Annotated in this window: 19 protein-coding genes; 8 read left to right on the top strand and 11 right to left on the bottom strand. The window is 59.5% G+C overall.

The window, feature by feature from the left end; all coding sequences use genetic code 11:
* Positions 1-48 precede the first annotated feature (48 nt).
* A complete protein-coding gene (locus JZI28_RS07405) occupies positions 49-681 on the bottom strand; it encodes an ATP-dependent Clp protease proteolytic subunit (RefSeq protein ID WP_039965932.1) in 633 nt (210 codons plus the stop codon).
* A gap of 345 nt (positions 682-1026) precedes the next feature.
* Here JZI28_RS07405 and JZI28_RS07400 point away from each other — a divergent pair, with 345 nt between their 5' ends.
* Positions 1027-2034, top strand: coding sequence for a GlxA family transcriptional regulator (locus JZI28_RS07400; RefSeq protein WP_375699722.1), 1008 nt, complete (start codon positions 1027-1029; stop codon positions 2032-2034).
* A 115-nt stretch (positions 2035-2149) separates the two neighbouring features.
* Here JZI28_RS07400 and JZI28_RS07395 read toward each other — a convergent pair whose 3' ends face one another.
* The 10 genes from JZI28_RS07395 to JZI28_RS07350 form a co-directional block, all read right to left on the bottom strand.
* On the bottom strand, positions 2150-3754 hold the full coding sequence (locus JZI28_RS07395; protein WP_375699721.1) for a methyltransferase regulatory domain-containing protein: 1605 nt from the start codon (positions 3752-3754) through the stop codon (positions 2150-2152).
* A 363-nt stretch (positions 3755-4117) separates the two neighbouring features.
* Entirely contained in the window at positions 4118-5173 is a 1056-nt protein-coding gene (locus tag JZI28_RS07390) for a c-type cytochrome (protein WP_375699720.1), read from the bottom strand.
* Entirely contained in the window at positions 5157-6449 is a 1293-nt protein-coding gene (gene soxC, locus JZI28_RS07385; RefSeq protein WP_297339937.1) for a sulfite dehydrogenase, read from the bottom strand. Before soxC ends, JZI28_RS07390 begins: the two co-directional genes overlap by 17 nt.
* Positions 6450-6564: 115 nt before the next feature.
* Positions 6565-8262, bottom strand: a complete 1698-nt coding sequence (gene soxB / locus JZI28_RS07380; RefSeq protein ID WP_375699719.1) for a thiosulfohydrolase SoxB — start codon at positions 8260-8262, stop codon at positions 6565-6567.
* A gap of 115 nt (positions 8263-8377) precedes the next feature.
* Complete coding sequence (gene soxA / locus JZI28_RS07375; protein WP_295447119.1) at positions 8378-9229, bottom strand: sulfur oxidation c-type cytochrome SoxA; 852 nt, start codon at positions 9227-9229, stop codon at positions 8378-8380.
* A gap of 75 nt (positions 9230-9304) precedes the next feature.
* Entirely contained in the window at positions 9305-9634 is a 330-nt protein-coding gene (gene soxZ, locus JZI28_RS07370) for a thiosulfate oxidation carrier complex protein SoxZ (protein ID WP_297339940.1), read from the bottom strand.
* A gap of 66 nt (positions 9635-9700) precedes the next feature.
* Entirely contained in the window at positions 9701-10117 is a 417-nt protein-coding gene (gene soxY / locus JZI28_RS07365; protein ID WP_375699718.1) for a thiosulfate oxidation carrier protein SoxY, read from the bottom strand.
* Positions 10118-10167: 50 nt separating this feature from the next.
* The gene (soxX, locus tag JZI28_RS07360; protein WP_375699717.1) at positions 10168-10644 is read right to left on the bottom strand and encodes a sulfur oxidation c-type cytochrome SoxX; all 477 of its coding nucleotides are present in this window, start codon (positions 10642-10644) and stop codon (positions 10168-10170) included.
* Positions 10645-10769: 125 nt separating this feature from the next.
* A complete protein-coding gene (locus JZI28_RS07355) occupies positions 10770-11363 on the bottom strand; it encodes a thioredoxin family protein (protein WP_375699716.1) in 594 nt (197 codons plus the stop codon).
* A 36-nt stretch (positions 11364-11399) separates the two neighbouring features.
* Entirely contained in the window at positions 11400-12137 is a 738-nt protein-coding gene (locus tag JZI28_RS07350; RefSeq protein ID WP_348153563.1) for a cytochrome c biogenesis CcdA family protein, read from the bottom strand.
* A gap of 117 nt (positions 12138-12254) precedes the next feature.
* Here JZI28_RS07350 and JZI28_RS07345 point away from each other — a divergent pair, with 117 nt between their 5' ends.
* The 7 genes from JZI28_RS07345 to JZI28_RS07315 all read left to right on the top strand — a co-directional run bounded on the left by JZI28_RS07345 (position 12255) and on the right by JZI28_RS07315 (position 20443).
* Positions 12255-12707 (top strand): hypothetical protein, encoded by a 453-nt coding sequence (locus tag JZI28_RS07345; protein WP_375699715.1) that lies wholly within the window; start codon positions 12255-12257, stop codon positions 12705-12707.
* Positions 12708-12770: 63 nt separating this feature from the next.
* Positions 12771-13109 (top strand): helix-turn-helix transcriptional regulator, encoded by a 339-nt coding sequence (locus JZI28_RS07340; RefSeq protein ID WP_295447134.1) that lies wholly within the window; start codon positions 12771-12773, stop codon positions 13107-13109.
* Between the two features lie 209 nt (positions 13110-13318).
* On the top strand, positions 13319-14377 hold the full coding sequence (locus JZI28_RS07335; RefSeq protein ID WP_375699714.1) for a YeeE/YedE family protein: 1059 nt from the start codon (positions 13319-13321) through the stop codon (positions 14375-14377).
* A gap of 234 nt (positions 14378-14611) precedes the next feature.
* On the top strand, positions 14612-16642 hold the full coding sequence (locus tag JZI28_RS07330) for a PhoX family phosphatase (RefSeq protein WP_295447138.1): 2031 nt from the start codon (positions 14612-14614) through the stop codon (positions 16640-16642).
* 258 nt (positions 16643-16900) lie between these two features.
* Positions 16901-17416 carry a DUF302 domain-containing protein gene (locus JZI28_RS07325; RefSeq protein WP_375699713.1) on the top strand — a complete coding sequence of 172 codons (516 nt, stop codon included), beginning with the start codon at positions 16901-16903 and terminating at the stop codon, positions 17414-17416.
* Between the two features lie 197 nt (positions 17417-17613).
* Positions 17614-19233, top strand: coding sequence for a thiamine pyrophosphate-binding protein (locus tag JZI28_RS07320; protein ID WP_375699712.1), 1620 nt, complete (start codon positions 17614-17616; stop codon positions 19231-19233).
* The gene (locus JZI28_RS07315) at positions 19220-20443 is read left to right on the top strand and encodes a CaiB/BaiF CoA transferase family protein (protein WP_375699711.1); all 1224 of its coding nucleotides are present in this window, start codon (positions 19220-19222) and stop codon (positions 20441-20443) included. Before JZI28_RS07320 ends, JZI28_RS07315 begins: the two co-directional genes overlap by 14 nt.
* The last annotated feature ends 69 nt before the right edge of the window (positions 20444-20512 follow it).

Genomic DNA, 20512 nt, shown 5'->3' with positions numbered 1-20512 from the left:
ATGTGCTCCGTAAAAACCGGAGCACATGTTGTATCAGAAAGGCGAGCCTCAGCTCTCCTCGTCGTCACCCTTGGCGCGGTTTTCAACGATCTCATCAATCAGACCAAAGGCCTTGGCCTCTTCGGGATCCATGAAGTTGTCCCGCTCCAGCGCCGCTTCAACCTTGTCCAGCTCCTGGCCGGTGTGCTTGACGTAGATCTCGTTCAGACGACGCTTCAGCTTCAGGGTCTCTTCGGCATGGATCATGATATCCGTAGCCTGGCCCTGGAACCCACCAGAGGGCTGGTGCACCATAACCCGGGAATTGGGCAGCGAGAACCGCATGCCAGCCTCACCTGCGGTCAGCAGCAGCGATCCCATTGAGGCCGCCTGGCCGATAACCAGGGTCGAAACCTTGGGTTTGATATACTGCATTGTGTCGTAGATCGACAGCCCCGAGGTCACAACACCACCGGGGGAGTTGATATACATCGAGATTTCCTTGGAGGGATTCTCGGCCTCAAGGTGCAACAGCTGCGCCACGATCAGCGAAGACATGCCGTCATGCACCGGACCGTTGAGAAAGATAATCCGCTCTTTCAGCAGGCGTGAAAAGATATCGTAGGCCCGCTCACCCCGGCTGGTCTGTTCGACCACCATAGGTACGAGGGTATTCATATAAGTTTCTCTGGGATCAATCATGCGAACCTGCCTGCGTTGTGTACTGTCCGGCACCATACCAGACAGAGTGTTACCTGAGTCTTAGTATCGCCCTCTGGGGCCTGCAAGAGGTCGCTTTTGTTTTTACCGCCCAGCTCCCGATCTCCCCCCCAATGAACGCCGACCTGTGGCACAGGCGTCGCAAAACATCTTAACGCTGTCGCTATTTCAGGGCCTTCAGTTGCCACGGCACAGTACATGCAGTGCAGGATAGGTCAAAGGTGCCGCCCATTCAGGATGTCGCAAAATCCGGCATTTTGGATATGTTTTTGCCAAATCCGCTCTTGCCATAGCGGCTATTACTGCCTTTTGGACCAGGACATTGCCATGACAGAAGACAATTTTGTTCAAAAAGGTGCATCCGCCACCCTGGCAGTTCCCCATTCAGGCGCACCGCAGGATTTTTATTTTCTGTTGTTGCCCAAGGCGACAATGCTGGCAGTTGCCGCTGCAATCGAACCTCTGCGCATTGCCAATCAAGTCACCAACTCCAAACTGTATCGCTGGTACATCCTCACCGAGGACGGCGCCCCTATCCGCTGCTCCAATGGCATGATGGTGACACCGGATATGGCACTGCAGCCGATGACCTCGGAGGCGTTGGGGTTTGTCTGTTCCGGGGTCGAGCCCCAGTCGACCGCAGGCGATGCCACCCTGAACTGGCTGCGTCGCGAAAGCCGGTTTGGCCGCGCAATTGGCGGCATCTGCACCGGTGCCTTTGCCCTGGCCCAGGCCGGGTTGATCCGCGATCAGGCCTTTACCCTGCACTGGGAAAACCAACCCGGTTTTCAGGAGAGTTTCCCGGACCTTACGCCCTCGGCCAACACCTTTGAGATCAGCGGCGCCCTGATGACCTGTGGCGGCGGCAATGCGGCCACTGATCTGATGCTCAACTTGATCGAAGCCCGTCATGGCAAACAATTGGCCATTATCGTCGCCGATATGTGCCTGCATGTGCGCTCTGGTGGCCAGGCGACACCACAGAAATCCAACTATGCAGTGGCCATCGGCAGCCGCAACCAGCGGCTTTTGAACGCGTTGCAACTGATGCAATCCGCCATCGAGGACCCGCTGACCATTGGCGAGCTATGTGACCAGCTGGACATCTCGCGGCGCCAGCTGGAGCGCCTGTTCTCGCGCTATCTGGCTCAAAGCCCGATGCATGTCTATTTCGACATGCGCCTGTCCCATGCCTTTGCCCTGATGAACGAAACCTCGATGAGTGTCACAGAAATCGCGCTGGCCTCCGGCTTTAACAGCTCGACCCATTTCTCCCGCCAGTTCAAACGAAAATTCGGCGCCTCACCACATTTTTTCCGCAAGGGCTGGAGCTAACCCCCCAACGGTTTGGCGCGGCGCCCGCCAAGCGGAAACGGCCACCGTCTATGCGCGGTGGCCGTTGTATTTGCGCGCAACGGATCTGGCTAAACCCCCACGGCTGCGACCTGCCCTATGCGGCGCGCACCGTGTTGTGCGCCGACGCTGTTGCGGCACGTGCCGCCTCAGGTGCAGCCGGGATCAGACCCAGTGATTTACACAGAGGCATCCGGCGCGCGGCAAATGCAGCGGCCCGCGCCTGCAATAGCGCCAGGTTTTCCTCCGGCGTTACCAACACCCGTCCTTCATGCTGCAGCCGCTGCCCCTGCGCGGACAGAATGCTCCAGGCCAGGTCCGCCCAGTCGGTTGGCTGCGCCTTGCCTTCGCCATAGGCCAAAAGGAACAGCAGCTCGATCCGGTCCAGCTGCAGCCCGCCCCCGGTGACCGGAGAGGCCAGAAACCGCAGCGTTTCGCTGTCCTCGGCGCGTTTGCAAACCGCCAGATTAAAGGCCTGACAGCGCGCCTGACGCTCTGTGATGCCGTCCAGTGGCAGACAGGGCGCCACGACCCCGGACCCGGCCAACAGGCGCAGCAAACGCGATATTTCGCCCCAGGTCATTTGGCCAAAGGCTCCCTGATCCATAAGGCTGCGCACCGTGGCTGGTCCAGGCTGCAAAGCTTCCAGAATCGGCCCATATTGCGCCGGGTCCAAAGCGATCTCTCCCTGGCGCCAGCTGAGCTTCAACGCCCCGCCACTGTAGCGCTGCATCAGCGCCAGCGGGGTCTCGAACCAGGCCCCAATAGCGCCGCGTTCCGTATGGCTGCGCCCCCCCTTTACAAACAGGTCAGAGCGAAACTGTTCGTTCACCAGAATATCCCGCAGGTTTTCCCGCTGCACCGGGTCGCTTTCGCTCTCCAGCACCGCAGTTTGGTCGGGGGTCAGACAAATGTCGTCCACATGGTCCAGAATACTGGTTGAGCCCAGGAAATTCAGCTTGGCCGCTGACAGATCACCGGCAAGATCTGCAAAATGAAACGGCGTCCAGTCGGCATTAAACATCTCATGCGCCAGATAATTGGCCGACATCTGCTGGGATTTTTCCAGTCGGGCGCAGGCGATGGGATTGGCTTTGAAAAACTTGGCCCCTGCCCCTTCCAGATTCCCGGCAAAACTCAGCGCCTCAACGATCCGGTCCTCCAGCGGGCCTGTGCCTTGGGCGGCGCGATCCTGCAGAATACGCCGCAATGGCATCACCGAGGCCCAGCCCGACAGGGAATTGTAGCTGACATAGACCATGCCGCCAGGTTTCAAACGGCGGCGGATAAACTGGACGATATGCTGCCGGTTTTCCTGCGAGACCCAGCTCATCACCCCGTGTAGGGCAATGATGTCAAACTGCTTGGGCAGGCTGTCTTCTTGCTCAAAATCAGCAAAGGAGCGCTCGTAGAAATGAACATTATCCAGATCCGTCTCTGCGGCCAGATCCCGGGCGCCGGCAATGTGGGCCGGGTTAAAATCCATTGCGTGAAACTGAATATGCGGGTTGGCCGCTGCCAAGAGATTGGCGGTGAAACCCTGACCGCAGCCCAGCTCGCAATAGCTGAGGTCCCTCTGTGTCAGATTGTGTTTTTGACCCTTTGAAGTTGCAGCCAGGGCCATGACTGCCGGCGTCATTTCTTGAAAAAAATCATGTGTATAGTCAACCTCAGCTACGTAGCCGGAAGTCCAGTCGCTCATATACTACCTCTTGGTCTGCTTAGAAAACTTCGCGTCTGGGCAACCTGTCCAAAATTGGTGATCAAGAGGTTAAGCTATCAACATTTCTATTCAAGTTTTCGAGATCTCCCGCCCCCGGCGCAGAAGGTGCACAACACCGCCGCTTGTGCCTGTGGTTGCGCGGTTGGGGTCGAAAAGAGCCAGGTCCGCCCCGGAGCCAGGAAAAAGGTTCAGGAAAAGAAGCAGGAAATAAGCCTCCCAGTTTCAAACGTCACAGAGACCACAGCCGAAGCTGACGGCAGCAAAAAGGGCGGAATGATCCGCCCTTGATCCCATGCTGGTGGGGTTTGTCCCCAGCTGTTTTGTCAGGCCCCACGGCGGGGATTAATCAAAGCTTCTGAGGTAGCTCACAACCGCTTCGATATCGCGCTCCTTGCGCAGCCCGGCAAACGACATCTTGGTGCCCTTCATGAACTTTCTTGGTTTGGTCAGAAAGGCAGCCAGGGCCTCTTCGTCCCAGACCAGACCGTCTTCGCCCGCGGCCAGCATCGGCTTGGAGTATTTGAACCCCTCGACCATGCCCGCAGTGGCGCCAAAGATACCGTTCAGGATCGGGCCGGTGCTGTTCTTGGCCCCTTCGCCGACTTTGTGGCAGGCCTTGCACTTCTTAAAGACCTTGGCGCCCTTGGCGACCAATTCCGGGTCCAGTGCAACTGCCTCGACCACCGGCTCTGCGGCCGCTTCGACCACAGGTTCCGCTGCAACCGGTTCAGCAGCGGCCTCTTCCACAACCGCCTCAGTGGCCACTGTCTCTTCTGGTGTCACATCCAGAACCCGCGCCCGCATGGTGATTTCGACACTGTCCTTACAATCCGCCATGCAGGGTTCTGGCTTCCAGAAATGCGCCTCGCTTTGCAGCCGGTCATCGACAAAAAAGCCTTCGGCATTGGGCAGGGTGACATCGGCAAATGTCTCATTTGACAGCACAAAATCCTCATCCACCAGATCATTGGAATAGAGGATATAGGCGACGATGGCATAGACCTCATCTGGTTCCAGCGTCTGCGCCGCACCAAAGGGCATAGAGCGGTTCACATAGTCCCAGGTGGTCGACAGATAGGGCCAGTAGGAGCCCACTGTTTTCAGCGGATCCTCATGGTCCAGCGTGCCCTGCCCCCCGGCCAGTTTGGGCCAGTTGTCGACACCCTCGGCAAAATCGCCGTGGCAAACGGCGCATTTCTCGGCAAAGACTTCCTCACCGGTCAGCGCATCGCCCGAGCCCACGGGCAAGCCGGTACCATCTGGAGACACGTCAATATTCCAGGCGGCAATTTCTTCCGGCAGGGCGGGACGGCCCAGACCGTATGTGCCGGCATAGGCCGGCAGGGTGAGCCCGGCTGAGAGAGCCGCTGCGGCGATAACTTTAGGAAACTTCGACATTTTCTGCCTCCCCATTGGCTTTGACCCACCAGGTCTGGATGGCGTTGTTGTGATAGATCGAGTTCAGACCGCGCACCTCGCGCAGCTCTGCTTTTGTCGGCTGGACATAGCCCGCGCTGTCACGCGCCCGGCTTTGCAGCAGCATTTCGGAGCCGTCCCAGTTCACATCGAGGTAGAACCGCGCCAGCGCCTTGTCGACACCAGGCGCGCCCAGACGGGCCTCGGTCCAGGTCTTGCCGCCATCAATCGAGACATCCACCCCGGTGATGGAGCCGCGACCGGACCAGGCCAGGCCTGTGATCACCAGTGGGCCGCTGCCATGGGTGATGGGCGACTGCGGGCTGGGGCTGGTCACGACGGATTTGGCATCCATTTCCCAGGTCCATTTGCGCGCCGAACCATCCGCCATGGTGTCGGTGTATTTTGAGGTCTCTTCGCGGCTTTCCACCGGGCCATCCATGACCTCGATGCGGCGCAGCCATTTGATCCACATGTTGCCTTCCCAGCCGGGCACAACCAGACGCACCGGGTAGCCATGCTCTTTGCGCAGGGCCTCACCATTGGCCTTAAAGGCCACCAGCACATCGTCCAGCGCCTTTTCCAGCGGGATCGAGCGGCCATTGGACGAGGCATCAGCGCCTTCAACGTAGACCCATTTGTCCTTGAAATCGCCAGCTGCGGCCAGTCCGGCCTCTTCCAGCAAGGTACGCAGCGAGACCCCGGAGTATTCCATATTGTGGATCATGCCATGGGTGAACTGGGCCCCATTGAGCTGAGCGCCCGCCCATTCCATGCCCGAATTCGCAGCGCATTCGCAAAAATAGACCCGGTTTTCGCGCGGGAAACGCTCCAGATCGGCGTAGGAGAACACCAGCGGTGTATCCACCAACCCGTTGATCATCAGGCGGTAGTCTTCCTTACGCAGCTCGATCGCCCCCGAGTGGTGACGCTCAAAGGCGCAGCCTTGTGGGGTGATGGTGCCATCCAGTGCGTGGATCGGCGTGAAGTTGATCGAAGAGATCGTATCTGCGGTCAGCCATTCCACATTGCGCCGCACCACGTCCTGCTCAAACTGGATCGGCAGGCCATAGGGGGTGGCATCCACACCATCGCCCAATCCACTGGCCCACTCCTGCACTTCGGTGATCAGAGGGTCCGGCGTCGCGGCCTGGGCCGCCTGGCCTGCGCCAACGGCGGCGGCCCCTACTCCGGTTGCGGCTGCACCGGCCAGAAACTGGCGGCGCGATGGCGCAAAATCATCTGCTTTATCGCTCATTTTCTTTTCTCCTTACATCGATAAATTCGCCTTTGTGAATTCATCAGCGCAAAAAATTTTGATCAGGAAGAGGTGCTGCTAGAGACGTCCCCCCAGCAGCACCTCCGGGTCAGGCCTAGGCGCCGACCACATTGACCGATGTGTTAGGGGTGACGGAGACCGTCCCCTGTTTGCGAATGTGATCTTCGACCACATCCCAGATCATGGGACCCTCGGTGCCCTCGTTGACGCTGGCCCAGCCAGAAACCATGTAGGATTTGCTGGCGTCGATTTTCTCGCCGGTTTTCAACAGGGTCATTTCGCTGATGCGATCCCCCTGCGGCTTGGTGATATCAATCCGGTAGCCCATGCCACCAATGCGCACCATGTCACCGCCCTGCTGATAATAGGGGTCGGGGTTAAAGATGTTATCGGCCACATCCTCCAGAATCACCTTGATGAATTCCCCTGTCATCTCAGACCGATAGGCAGCGCCGTAGCTCATCGAGGTGACATTCCAAATGTCTTCGCGGGTGATGTCATCCCCAGGCACCAGAGACGGCCCCCAGCGCACACCGGGCGACATGGCGATATCCGCCTCGCGCTCGCTGAGCAGCGCGTCACAGATCAGGTCATCCCAGGTGCCGTTGAAATTGCCGCGACGATAGAGCAGCGAGTCGGTCTTGCCGATCACTTCAGCCAGCTGATCCGCAAAAGGAGCGCGCTGCTCGTCGATCAGTTTGGTGATCACCGGATCCGGCGCAATCACATCGGCAAAAATCGGGATCAGCTTATGGCGGATGCCCATCATCTGACCATCGCGCACATCCAGATCAATGCGGCTGACAAATTTGCCGTTGGAGCCGGAGGCGATAATATGGGTTTTGCCAACCAGAACCGGCTCTGGCAGCGCGTCATGGGTGTGACCGGACAGGATCACATCAATGCCGGTGACAACGCTGGCCATCTTTTTGTCCACGTCAAAGCCGTTGTGCGACAGCAATACAACCAGATCAGCCCCCGCAGCGCGGACCTCATCCACCATCTCCTGCATGTGCTCATCGCGGATACCAAAGGAATACTCGGGGAACATCCAACCGGGGTTGGCGATGGGCATATAGGGGAAGGCCTGACCGATCACTGCCACCTTGGCGCCACCGCGATCAAAGAATTTGTAGGGTTTGAACAGTTCCGCCGGTTCGTCCCACTCGGAATCAAAGATGTTCTGGCCAAGCGCCGCAAAAGGCAGGCCTTCGACGATCTCATTCACCCGGTCAGAGCCCAGGGTGAACTCCCAGTGGAAAGTCATCGCATCGGGCTTGAGCGCGTTCATGACGTTGACCATGTCCTGACCTTCGGTCTTGTGACAGGTCATGGAGCCATGCCAGGTGTCACCGCCGTCCAGCAGCAGCGCATCGGGGCGCTCGGCGCGGATGGCGTTGATCACGGTGGCGACGCGGTCCATGCCACCTACCCGGCCATAGCCCTGCGCCAGTGAAGAAAAATCATCATGGGTCAGCGCATAGGCAGAGGGGCTGCCATCCTGGATGCCATATGCCTTCCGGAAGTCAGCGCCGGTGATATGGGGCACATGGCCCTTGTTGCCGCCAACCCCAAGGTTGATCGAAGGCTCGCGGAAATAGATCGGTTTCAGCTGCGCGTGAATATCAGTGATATGGATCAGGCTGATATTGCCAAAGGTGTCAAACTGGAGCAGCTGATCCTGGGTCAGGCTTTGCTGTGCAGCCAAACGGCCCCAGTTGCCAAAACCGGATGCACCAACCAGGGCGGAAGCGGCCATCGATACCTGCAAAAAGTCACGGCGCGAGATCATGTCTATCTATCATCCTGTGCGATCATAAGCAGCAAATATGATTCATATTCGCATCTATGAATTCATTAAAAGCGAAACACCCCGCGCCTGCAAAGACGCGGGGTGTTGGTGTGTTTTAGTTACGGACCGAGGGGCCTTCGACGGACAGGCCATTGCCGCGCGACGCGACATAGAGCTCAAGCGCGACAAACTCGGACGAACCGGGCTTGTAGGTCTCGGCGCGGGTATCGCGCACGCAGCCTTTGAAACGGGCCTGCACGTTGTTGAGCTTGGCGTTTTTCAGACGATAGGTCGGAAAGCCGTTGATATGGCCCTGGCTCAGGTGATCAGCACGGATCATCAGACCATAGCTGTCCTCGTGGCAATTGGCACAGGACAGTTCCAGCTGACCGGTACGGGCATAGTACATTTCTTTGCCCTGCTCCCAGACCGACTGAGCCGGTCCATCAATGGCGACATTCACCGGCATGCCACGTGACTGCACCGAAATAAGAGCCTCCATCGCGGTCATGTCACCGCCGGTGTATTTCCATGCTTTGGCACCCATCTGGTTTTCACGGCAGTCATTGACCTGCATCGCCAGGGTACGGACTTCGCCGGCCTGTTCATTCCATTTAGGATAGACCGCACGCACCCCAGCCATGCTTTGCTCCACGTCATCATGACAGGAGGCGCAGGATTTACCCTCGGACCCCTCAACGGTGTTCCAAGCATCATAGGCCTTATCGACAAAGACCATGGCGGGGTTTTCAAAATCGTCCATCTGCAGGGCCTGGGTCTCATCCGACCGGAAGTGCCACCCCGACATCACCTCGTCCAGCACATCGGCCACATGGGCCGGTGCAGCGGTTTTGGTTACCAGAGTTTGTTCTTCGTTGAGCACCAGTGTGTCGTCATCCGCATCCGCATGGGCAGAAAGCGGCAGGCTCAGTGCGACAGCAATGGCGGTAAGCGCCTTATAGTTCATTCCTTGTCCTCCCTTGGGTATCCACCCTGGCCACATCTGCGGCCAGGATGCCGTGCCTTTGAGATCCGGAAGGGATCAGGCGATAGCGATAGATTTAGATGTCTCATAAACAGAGCCATCGTCGTCATACCAGGTAAAGGCAAAATCGCCGGCCTCTGGCACAATGGCCTCGAACTGGAAATAGGGGTTGGTCGAAACCGCAGGTTCAATCGTAACATCCACGACCAGCTGGCCGTTGAATTCGCAGGTAAAGCGATTGATGATCGAGCGCGGGATAAGATTGCCTTCCTTATCCTTGCGCTGGCCGCTTTCCATCTGGTGGCTGATCAGGGTCTTGATGGTGATCGCCTCACCAGCAGTTGCCTTCTTGGGGACTTTGACGCGGGGTTTTACACCGGATGCCATGTCTTTAACTCCTTCGTATTCAGGCCGTATTTCAGGCCGCAATCGGATCTGAGCGGGGCTGAATGCCTAGCCGCCGCAGCCACCGATGGTCACTTTCACAGATGCGCTTGCCTTGGCAAAGCTGCCGTCGGCCAGCTTGGCGATGGCCACAACATCCTGGGTCCCTGCAAGGCGGATCCGGGTGGCAGCAGACTGGCTGCCGGCCAGGGGGCCAAAATTGAAGGTTGCAACACCCGGCGTCGGGTTGCCGGTGGCCAGAACCATGATCGCAGTGGCGCCCGAGGCACTCACTTCGATTGGCACGGTATTGCCGTTTTCAGCAATCTCCGGCGCCGTTAGTTCAACTCCGGTGTCGGCCATGTCGGCACCACCTGTAAATTCGGCAATCCGATCCTCGGTGCTGGCGCTGACCCGCAGCGGCAGCACCGTCATCACAGCAGCACCCAGGGCCATGCCCAGGGTCTCACGGCGTGAGAACTCCATCATATGTCTCCTTTGACGTTTCGCAAAGCGGCTGGGCTGTCGCCCTCGCTTTACTCTTCTTTTAGGGTCGCGATGAACGCGATCACATCTTCGATTTCCTGGGCGGACAGGATCGGTGTCAGCGCCTCGGTGGGGGCCTTGCCGGTATAGGCATCACCAGGACGCAAAAAGCCGTCGACCTTGTAGAATGCCGGCATCATTGTGCCCTCAAAGGTCATTTTGGCATTGGTCATCAAACCGCGAAGCTCCGCTTCGGTCCAGCGATCCCCGGCGCCATCCAGCGACGGGCCGATTTCGCCGTGAAACGGCACATCAGCCAAGGCTGTCAGCTGGTGACAGGCGACACAGTTGCCCAGCGATTTGGTGCCTGCGATAACAGCACCGTTTGCCGCATCACCTGGTTTGCCGGTCAAGGAGGCCGCAACTGCGCCATCCTCGTCAAATTGCACATCCTTTGGCGCGACCTCTGCCGCCAAGGCTGCACTCCCGATCAGGCTCACGGCCAGTGTCAGAGATAGTCTCTTCATGGTTCCTCCCGTTGGCTGCCACCCGCGGTCTGGCGGGCTTAGCTGTTGTATACCGTAGGGCACCCTGCCCTCTAAACGCAACAACAAATTCAATAGTATGAATTAATATATTCGTTCGCCCGCAATCAGTCTGCAGACCCATTGTTGCGCTCCGAGATTCGGCGCGCGTGGTAGCGTTGAAAATCTTCTCCATTGTCAGAGAGATACCGCTTTTCGTTCACCCAGGTAAACATGTCCAGTGTTGTTCCCGGACCAAAGGCACCGGGCATTGTCGCCACCGCCGCCTGGGGGGCTGTCTGCCCCTCCTCCACCTCTTCCGGCAGGAACAGAATCGTTGGCGTAAACAGGACGCCCCATTTGCGCGCCATGTCTTTTTCCGACAGGCTCTCGCCATCAAAGTCAGTGACCTCCACATCACCGTAAAGGTTCATCTGCACCACAAAGTAATTCTCGTCGATGTAGCTGCTCACCTCGGGGCGTGGGAACACATCGGTGTGCATCTTGGTACAGTAGATGCAACCACGTTGTTCAAAGAACAACACCAGGCGTTTGCCTTCGCTGTTGGCCTCCTCCAGGTCTTCGCGCAGATCCTTGAAGGTCTCGCGCATCCAGGGCGTTTTATGCAGCCCGTCATCGCCCAGCTCAACCGCGGCAACATCCGTTGCAACCAAGGGCAACGCCAGTGCCAGGGCGGCAAGTTTCAACATCCAGTTCTTCATGTTTCTCTCCCAAAATCTCGCATTCTGTCTTGGTCACTATCCAATTGTGGCAAAGCTTGGCATCCAGCGGATCATCAGATCTGCAATCCAGCGCACGCCGCCGGTGACGATCAGGATGGCAAACAGGATCAGCATCGCCCCCATGATCTTTTCGACCCAGTGAAAGGCCGCCCGGTGCCGCGCCACCCAGGCCAAAAACGGCTTGGCAAACAGGGCGGCCACCACAAAAGGAAAGGTCATTGCCGCGCCATAGACAAACAGCAACGCGCCGCCGCGCCAGACCTCTCCCAGCCCGGAGGCCACCATCAGGATCGAGGCCAGGGCCGGCCCCACACAGGGCGTCCAGCCAAAGCCAAAGGCCAGCCCCATCAGGTAGGCCCCGGCCAGGCTGGATGGGTCGGCAGAGCTTTCCATCCGTGCCTCACGGTACAGCAACCCGATGCGAATGACCCCCAGAAAATGCAGGCCAAAGACCACCAGAATCAAAGCCGCGCCATAGGACAGGATTTCCATGTACTGGCCAAACAGCTGCCCCAGCGCCGTCGCCCCCATGCCCATCAGCATAAAGACCGAGGTCACCCCGGCAGCAAAGCACAGGGAAGCCAGGACCATACGCCGCTGCGCTCCCGGTGCGATCTCGCCGTCACTGCGCAGTTCGGACATGGACAACCCGCCCAGATAGGACAGGTAAAACGGCACCATCGGCAGAATGCAGGGGGTGAAAAAGCTCAACAATCCGGCAAAAGCAGCGCCCAGGTATGAAATTTCCAGCATCACGATTTTATGACCTTCCGCGCCTTAAGCTGTCTTGGCGCAAGACTTGTGTTATTCACATATTCAAATTATGTAGTATCAAGCCGCAAATCGCGGATGCCGTCAACGGTTGAGGTCATGAAAAATCAACGCCCCCTTTCTGTAACCCGCCGCAGCTTTGCAGCAACCGCCCTGTCAGTGGCTATTGGCCTTGCGGTTGTAAACCCGTTGCCTGCGCTGGCTGACATGGATTTGCCCTGGGCTGACAAGGGTCGCGCGCTGGTCATGGTTGAGCAGGCAGGCTGTGAATGGTGCAAACGCTGGAACGAAGAAATCGGCCCCATTTACCCCAAAACCCGCGAGGGCGCTTTTGCGCCGCTGCACCGGGTGGATCTGCGGGCCATTCCCGCTGACCTGCAGTTGACACGTCGGGTGACTTTTACGCCAACATTCTTGATTGTAAACGACGGACATGAGATGGCCCGCCTGGAAGGCTATCCAGGGGAAGACTTTTTCTGGCCCTTGATCGCCCAACTTATGCGCCAGCATCTGGGGTTGCCCACCGAAGAGGCCGACCCACCCGAGAGCTAGCCGATATTAAGACCGCATTGGGAGGAGCGGCGCCCGCGCGCTGCCACCACAGGAGACGAGACTATGGGACTACCGCAATTCTCGGCCGACATGGCCCCGGAAGAGCTGGACAACATGGTGGACAACGCCACCACAGCGTCAAATTTCCTCAAGGCGATCAGCCATGAGGGACGATTGATGATCCTGTGCCACCTGGTCACCGGTGAGAAATCGGTCACTGAGCTCGAAGATCTACTGGCCGCACGGCAGGCCGCCGTGTCGCAGCAGCTGTCGCGGTTGCGGCTCGAAGGGCTGGTCGTGCCACGCCGGGACGGCAAGGCCATCTATTACCGTTTGGCAGACGACCGTCCACGGCGGATCCTCGAAGTGGTCTATGAGCTGTTTTGCAACGACGCCAACTAGGGCCAGATCCCTTGAAATTGACGCCCAGCGCGCGGGTCAGGATGCAAAACCCATTGCGCAAAACCCATTGCAATGGATCCTGCAATGACGCTTCGCTGCGCCCATAGATGCATCCCCTGAGCCGCCACCGGAAAGACCACAGGCGCACATGCGGGAGCGACATCGCTTGAGGTCAGCGCCAACCGCCCAGCCCAGGAGGAGAGTTGCCCATGTTTGATCTGTTCAGCGATCACCAGTTGGTCACCGGTATCGGCCTGTTGGGGGGGATCTTATTGGGTCTGGCAGCCCGGTTGGGCCGGTTCTGCACCCTGGGCGCCATCGAAGATCTGCTATATGGCGACTCGTCGCAGCGGATGCGCATGTGGGGGCTGGCAATTGGCACCGCCATCATTGGCAGTTTCACCCTCATCGGGTTGGGGCTGTTTGACGCCTCGCACTCTTTCTACCTTTCAGTGCGCTGGATGCCGATGGCCTCGATTATTGGTGGCCTGATGTTTGGCTATGGCATGGCCCTAAGCGGCAACTGTGGCTACGGCGCCATTGCCCGGCTTGGCGGCGGCGATCTGCGCAGCTTTGTCATTGTGCTGGTGATGGGCATCTCAACCTATGTGGTGCTGTCTGGCCCCCTCGCCCCACTGCGCAACCTGCTGTTTCAGCAACAGGATGTCACCAGCGAGCTGCCGCCAGGACTGGCACATCACCTGGCCGCGCTGACCCATCTGCCGCTGGCGGGTATTGGGATCGTTGTCGGCATCCTCCTGATTGGCCTCAGCCTGTGGGATGCGGACTTCCGCCATGATCGCAAAAGCCTGTTTTGGTCCGTCATTGTCGGTGTGGCCGTGGTCTCTGGCTGGGCGGGCACCGCCTATATCAACGCCCGCGGGTTTGAGGCGCTGCCGGTGGTTTCACATTCTTTCTCAGCGCCTCTGGGGGAAACCATCCTCTGGACCATGACCGGCAGCCTGCGGCCACTGTCCTTTGCGGTGGGTTCGATCACCGGGGTCTGGCTCGGCGCCTTTATTGGCTCGCTGATCAAAGGACATTTCCGCTGGGAGGCCTGTGACGATCCGCGTGAGTTACGGCGCCAGATCATTGGTGCCGCCATCATGGGCGCTGGCGCTGTAATCGCCATGGGCTGCACCGTGGGGCAAGGGCTCAGCGCCTTCTCCTTGCTCTCGCTCTCCGCCCCTGTCACCTTTGTGGCGATCTTTGCCGGGGCCGCCCTGGGGCTGCGACAGCTGATCGAAGGCTTTCGCCGCACCACCTAGGGCCGGTCTAACCTGTGCCATCGCTGTGCCGCAGTGTTTGCTATCTGGCTGGTCACATTTGCCGCCTGACATATACCCCGTGATATATGCCCGGTGATATGTGCCCCGTGACATGTGCCCTGTGACATTCTGATGAATTCGCTTTGATCATAATCTATCTGTTACACAGCGGCTGCAAATCACCAGGCATCTGCCGGGGATCTCCCGCCTACACCGTTATGAAAAGAGCACGCCATGGACCGCAAGCAAATCATCAACGATCCTGAGATCGGCAACAAGGCCGAAGCCTATGAGGCCTTTGACGACATCCCAACCAACCCCAACCTGGATGCCACCATTGGCGATGTCATCAATACCCGCTATGGCCGCCGCGATATGCTGCGCGGTATGCTTGGTGTCTCGGCAGCGGCCACCCTGTTTGGCACCTCTGCGCTGATCGCCCCCAACCGCGCTACAGCCTCTGCGGCGCCTGAAAGCCGCTATCGCTTTGATGAGCTAACCTGGGGCAATGATGAAACCCATCACATCGCCAATGGCTATGAGGCAGACGTGCTGCTGCGCTGGGGCGACCCGATCACCGCTGATGCGCCTGAATTTGACGTGATGAACCAGACAGCTGAGGCCCAGCTGCAGCAGTTTGGCTATAACAACGACTATGTGGGCTTTACCCCCCTGAACGCCGAAGGCACCCATGGTCTGCTCTGTGTGAACCACGAATACACCAACGAAGAAGTCATGTTCCCCGGTCTTGGCCGTCAGGACAAACAGGGCTTTGCCGGTATGACCAAGGCGCTGATCGACATCGAGATGGCCGCCCATGGTGGCACCGTGGTTGAGATCGCGCGCGACGCAAGCGGCAAATGGGCGGTTGTGCGTGATGGCGCCTTTAACCGGCGCATCACCCCGCTGAACACCGCAATGACCATCGACGGCCCCGCCGCAGGGCACGCCCGGATGCAAACCAATGCTGATGCCTCTGGCAAAGCTGTCATTGGCACGCTCAACAACTGTGCCGGCGGCATGACCCCCTGGGGCACCTGGCTGATGGCTGAAGAGAACTTCCATGGCTATTTCTGGACCGATGCCCGCGACAGCGACGGCAAGCCGGATCTGACCGCGCACCAGGATGCTGCCAGCAAGAAACGCTATGGCGTCCCCGGTGGCTGGTATGCCTGGGGTCAGCACTATGACCGGTTCAACATCGACAAAGAGCCAAACGAGCCAAACCGCTTTGGCTGGGTGGTCGAGGTCGACCCCCGCAAACCAGACGCAAAACCAGTAAAACACACTGCACTGGGCCGCTTCCGCCATGAGGGCTGCGAGACAACCATCTCAGCGACCGGCAAATTGGTTGTCTATATGGGTGATGATAACCGGTTTGATTATCAGTACAAATATGTCTCCAACGGGACAGTGTCCCACACCGATGATGCCAATGGAAACCTGCTGAGCGACGGTATTCTATATGTTGCCCGCTTTGATGCCGATGGCACCGTGCACTGGCTGCCGCTGGTACATGGCGAGGGGCCGCTGACCGCAGAAAACGGTTTTGCCAGCCAGGCTGATGTGCTGATTGATACCCGCCTGGCCGCGGATGCGCTTGGCGCCACGCCAATGGACCGTCCCGAAGATGCCCAGCCGCGCGGCGACGGCACCGCCTATATCATGCTGACCAACAACTCCAAGCGCAAGGATACGCAGCTCAACGCCGCAAACCCCCGCGCCAAATCCAACTTTGGTCACATCATCGAAATCAAAGAAGCGGCAGGCGATCATGCCTCCACCACGGGCACATGGTCGATCCTGGTGAAATGTGGCGACCCAGAGCTTGCGGAAGTGGGCGCTCAGTGGAACCCGGAAACCAGCGAAAACGGCTGGTTCGGCTCCCCCGACAACTGTGCCTTTGACGCCGATGGCCGCCTGTGGATCTCTACCGATCAGGGCAGCAAATGGGGCAAGACCGGCAAATCCGACGGGCTGTATGCGCTGGAAACCGAAGGCGAACTGCGTGGCCATTCAAAACTGTTCTTCCGCTGCCCTGTTGGCGGGGAACTCTGCGGGCCTTACTTCACCGAGGACAGCGAAACGCTCTTTTTGGCGGTGCAACACCCCGGCACCGATGGCACCAAGGCGCTGCAAGGGTTTGAGCGCGCCTCGACTTTCGAAGATCCCGCCACCCGTTGGCCCGACTTCGATCCAAAGATGCCGCCGCGCCCCTCGGTTGTTGTGGTCACCAAAACAGGCGGTGGCCGGATCGCTGTCTAGCTGGGTCTCATAGCGCAAGCCACCGCTATACCTCACACTGGCCCAGGCCCGGATCCGTCCGGGCCTGACCTGTCTGCGCTTATGGCAGGATCCTGCCTTGCCCCCCTCCGCCGCACTTGACGACCCAAAATGCTACACTGCAATGTGATGCCTTAGCCCGCAAATCTATGCCAATCTGCGGTCAGCTTAATCCAAAGGGTCTTTCCAATGCGCGCTCTGTGCCTATCACGCTCTGCCCTGTGTCGCAGACTTCCCCAGATGCTAAGGGCGCTGAGCCTCGCCCTGCCACTGGCTGCTCTCCCGGCGTTGCTCATGGTGGTGATCCTCAGCCTCGGGTCTTTGCCCCAACCCGCCGGGGCGAGCGAACTTGGCAAACGCAAAGGCTGGGTGATCTTTGAAAGCGAGAAACCCTATGAAACGCTACTGCAGGATCTGCGTGCCGCAGTAAAGGCCGAGGGGCTCGTGGTGGTCACACAGGCCGGCCCGACGCAGGCAGCAGCAGCCCGTGGCATTACCATCCCCGGCAACCGGGTGGTTGGCGTCTTCAACAATGACTACGCGGTGCGCATTCTCGCCCTGTCTACTGCCGCGATGATCGAAGCCCCCCTCCGGTTTTATGTCACCGAGGTCGACGCAGATCACACCCATCTGGCCTATAAGCGTCCCAGCTTTGTCTTTGCCCCCTACCTCAATGAGGGCGGAGGTCGGCTGCTGCGCATTTCCACCGACCTGGACCGCCGCTTTGCGGCCATCGCTGAAGCTGCACTGCACTAGGGGAATGGCAGGGCGGCCCATGGGCGGCAACAAAGCCCGCCGCCACCATGCCCCCCAGCTGACCGGTTTAGGGCGCCCTGTGGTCAGTGCCGAGGCCACTATGTAACACACAGCAAGTCACAGAGACGTGATACGGCTTGCGCCGCCTGCCGCAACCCGCGAATTCTAGCTTCTGGAACAAGTGGGAAATCAAAAACATGACACAGACCCTTTGCGCCGCCGACGTTCTGGCCCGCCGCCTCTACGAGGCCGGCTGCCGTCACGCCTTTGGCATGCCCGGCGGCGAGGTGCTGACCCTGGTGGATGCGCTGATCAAGGCCGGCATTGCGTTTCACCTGGCCAAACATGAAAACGCCGCCGGCTTTATGGGCGAAGGCCTGCACCACAGCGATGGCGCCCCGGTTATTCTGGTTGCCACCCTGGGGCCTGGGGCGCTCAACGGCATCAATGTGGTGGCCAATGCCCATCAGGACCGGGTGCCGATGCTGGTGCTCACCGGCTGCGTCGATGCTGCCGAGGAACACAGCTATACCCATCAGGTGCTGGATCACCGGGCGGTGTTTTCTCCCATAACCAAGGCCACGTTCCGCCTGGATGCCGAGGCTGCGGACCTGATCGCCGACAAGGCCGTCGCCATTGCCACCCAGCCACGCAATGGTCCGGTGCATATTGACGTGCCGATCTCGGTTGCAGATGCCCCAGCCAGAGATCGCGGCTCTCGCCGCGCGCCTGCGGCGCTGACCCGGCCAGAAGACGCCACGCTGGCGCAGGCGCTGTCCTGGCTCGACGCCGCCCAGCGTCCCATCGCCATCATCGGTCTCGACGCCCTTCAGGAACAGGCCGCCCCCGAGATCAAAACCTTCCTCGAACACCACCAGATCCCCTTTGTCACCACCTACAAGGCCAAGGGCATTCTGCCGGAAACCCACCCGCTGTGCCTGGGCGCCGCCGGGCTGTCGCCGCTGGCGGACAAACATCTGCTGCCCCTGGTGCAAAAATCCGATCTGATCCTGGCCCTGGGCTATGACCCGATCGAGATGCGCCCCGGCTGGCGCAATATCTGGGATCCTGCGGTGCAGCGGATGATCGACATCACCCCTGAGCCCAACAGCCACTACATGCATCAGGCCAGTCTGGCGCTGGTCGCTGCCTTGAAACCCACCCTTGCGGATCTGACCCGCTCCGGGACCGCAACAGATCGCCCCAAATGGCCCTGCGCCACCCCGGCACAGGTTCGCCAGGATCTTGCAGCGGCCTTTCCCACCACCGATGACTGGGGCCCGGCCGGGGTGATTGCCCAATGCCGCGCCTCCCTGCCCGAAACCACCCTGGCGACAGCGGACAGCGGCGCTCATCGCATTTTGCTCAGCCAGATGTGGCCCTGCGCTGAACCGCGCGCCCTGATCCAATCCTCCGGCCTGTGCACCATGGGCTGCGCCGTGCCCATGGCCATTGGCCGCAAGCTGGCAGAGCCCGATCGTCCGGTTGTCAGCTTCTCCGGCGATGCCGGGTTTTTGATGGTTGCCGGGGATCTGGCCACCGCCGCCGAGCTGGGCGTGGCACCGATCTTTGTGGTCTTTGCCGATGCCAGCCTGGCCCTGATCGAGCTGAAACAGCGGGGCCGCCAGATGTCCAATGCCGGGGTTGATCTGGGGCGCCACGACTTTGCCGCCATCGGCCGCGCCTTTGGCGGCAACGGTGTAACGGTGCGTAATCGCGCTGAATTGGACCAGGCCTTGCAACAGGCCTTGGCCTCGGACCGCTTCACTGTCATTTCTGCCGAAATCGAACCCGGAGGATATGATGGACGCATCTAACCCACAGCCAAGCTCGCCCCAGAGCAGCCTCACCCATGGCGCCCTGAAAGGCATCAAGGTACTGGATCTTTCCCGCATTCTGGCAGGCCCCACCTGTACCCAGATGCTGGGCGATCTCGGCGCCATCGTGGTCAAAGTGGAAAACCCCAAAACAGGCGGCGATGACACCCGCCAATGGGGGCCTCCCTATGTGGAAAATGAGGCAGGCGAACGCTCTGATCTGTCAGCCTATTTCATGGCCGCCAACCGCAACAAACGCTCCATTGCCCTGGATATCGCCAGTGCCGAAGGTCAGGACGTGATCCGTCGCCTTGCGGCAGAGGCGGATATTCTGGTGGAGAATTTCAAACCCGGCGGTCTGGCCAAATACGGGCTGGATTACGCCAGCCTGCGCGCCGCGTGTCCCAGCCTGATCTATTGCTCTATTTCCGGCTATGGCCAGACCGGCCCCAATAGCGCCAAACCCGGCTATGATCTGATGGCCCAGGGCTATGGCGGCCTGATGTCCCTCACCGGGGAGCCCAAGGGCCAGCCGGTGAAGGCCGGGGTTGGCATCGCCGATGTGATGTGCGGCATGTATGCCACCATCGGCGTTCTGGCAGCGCTGCACCACAAGACCCAGACCGGCGAAGGCCAGCAGATTGATCTGGCGCTGGTGGATGCCCAGGTGGCCTGGCTGATCAACGAGGGCGTTGCCTATCTCAATACCGGCGAGCTGCCCCAGCGGCGCGGCAATGAACATCCCAGCATCGTGCCCTATGGTCTCTATGAAACCTCAGACGCCCATGTGATCCTGGCGGTGGGCAATGACAGCCAGTTCCGCCGCTTTATGGAGTTTCTCGGGCTTGAAGGCCTGGCAGAGGATCCGCGTTTTGCCACCAACCCCGCCCGCCTCAAGCATCGCGACGCGCTGAATGATATCCTGCACCCGGCGCTGAAACGCTTTACCATGGATGCAGTCATCGCCGGCATGGAAGCCCGCAAGGTGCCCGCCGGGCCGGTGCAGACCCTGGACCGGGTCTTTGCCTCCGATCAGGTCGCCGCTCGCGATATGGCCATTGAAATGCAGTCTGGCGCAGGTCCGGTACAGCTCTTGGGCAATCCGCTGAATTTCTCCCGTACGCCAGTGACCTACCGCCACGCCCCGCCCCAATGCGGCGAGGCCACCGAGGAGATTCTGCAGGCCGAAGATCCCTTTGCCGAGACCTGACCCCGCCGGGCCGGTCGCACCGCTGACTGCCTAATGTTACAAAAACGCGCAAGCACCCGTCCCCAAGGC

Origin of the sequence: Pseudophaeobacter sp. TrK17 (assembly GCF_042192375.1) — a bacterium.
In the GTDB taxonomy this organism is placed as follows: Bacteria; Pseudomonadota; Alphaproteobacteria; order Rhodobacterales; family Rhodobacteraceae; genus Pseudophaeobacter.
Note: the sequence above shows the minus strand (reverse complement) of the source record. Positions and strands in the feature narration are given on the sequence as shown.

What these genes read in the sequence shown, in the direction of transcription:
- JZI28_RS07350 (WP_348153563.1), bottom strand. Translation starts at nt 12,137, where the DNA reads ATGCTGGAAATTTCATACCTGGGCGCTGCTTTTGCCGGATTGTTGAGC.
- JZI28_RS07325 (WP_375699713.1), top strand. Translation starts at nt 16,901, where the DNA reads ATGCTAAGGGCGCTGAGCCTCGCCCTGCCACTGGCTGCTCTCCCGGCG.
- JZI28_RS07320 (WP_375699712.1), top strand. Translation starts at nt 17,614, where the DNA reads ATGACACAGACCCTTTGCGCCGCCGACGTTCTGGCCCGCCGCCTCTAC.
- soxC (WP_297339937.1), bottom strand. Translation starts at nt 6,449, where the DNA reads ATGAGCGATAAAGCAGATGATTTTGCGCCATCGCGCCGCCAGTTTCTG.
- JZI28_RS07315 (WP_375699711.1), top strand. Translation starts at nt 19,220, where the DNA reads ATGGACGCATCTAACCCACAGCCAAGCTCGCCCCAGAGCAGCCTCACC.
- JZI28_RS07355 (WP_375699716.1), bottom strand. Translation starts at nt 11,363, where the DNA reads ATGAAGAACTGGATGTTGAAACTTGCCGCCCTGGCACTGGCGTTGCCC.
- JZI28_RS07405 (WP_039965932.1), bottom strand. Translation starts at nt 681, where the DNA reads ATGATTGATCCCAGAGAAACTTATATGAATACCCTCGTACCTATGGTG.
- soxB (WP_375699719.1), bottom strand. Translation starts at nt 8,262, where the DNA reads ATGATCTCGCGCCGTGACTTTTTGCAGGTATCGATGGCCGCTTCCGCC.
- soxA (WP_295447119.1), bottom strand. Translation starts at nt 9,229, where the DNA reads ATGAACTATAAGGCGCTTACCGCCATTGCTGTCGCACTGAGCCTGCCG.
- soxX (WP_375699717.1), bottom strand. Translation starts at nt 10,644, where the DNA reads ATGAAGAGACTATCTCTGACACTGGCCGTGAGCCTGATCGGGAGTGCA.
- soxZ (WP_297339940.1), bottom strand. Translation starts at nt 9,634, where the DNA reads ATGGCATCCGGTGTAAAACCCCGCGTCAAAGTCCCCAAGAAGGCAACT.
- JZI28_RS07340 (WP_295447134.1), top strand. Translation starts at nt 12,771, where the DNA reads ATGGGACTACCGCAATTCTCGGCCGACATGGCCCCGGAAGAGCTGGAC.
- JZI28_RS07390 (WP_375699720.1), bottom strand. Translation starts at nt 5,173, where the DNA reads ATGTCGAAGTTTCCTAAAGTTATCGCCGCAGCGGCTCTCTCAGCCGGG.
- JZI28_RS07345 (WP_375699715.1), top strand. Translation starts at nt 12,255, where the DNA reads ATGAAAAATCAACGCCCCCTTTCTGTAACCCGCCGCAGCTTTGCAGCA.
- JZI28_RS07335 (WP_375699714.1), top strand. Translation starts at nt 13,319, where the DNA reads ATGTTTGATCTGTTCAGCGATCACCAGTTGGTCACCGGTATCGGCCTG.
- soxY (WP_375699718.1), bottom strand. Translation starts at nt 10,117, where the DNA reads ATGGAGTTCTCACGCCGTGAGACCCTGGGCATGGCCCTGGGTGCTGCT.
- JZI28_RS07400 (WP_375699722.1), top strand. Translation starts at nt 1,027, where the DNA reads ATGACAGAAGACAATTTTGTTCAAAAAGGTGCATCCGCCACCCTGGCA.
- JZI28_RS07330 (WP_295447138.1), top strand. Translation starts at nt 14,612, where the DNA reads ATGGACCGCAAGCAAATCATCAACGATCCTGAGATCGGCAACAAGGCC.
- JZI28_RS07395 (WP_375699721.1), bottom strand. Translation starts at nt 3,754, where the DNA reads ATGAGCGACTGGACTTCCGGCTACGTAGCTGAGGTTGACTATACACAT.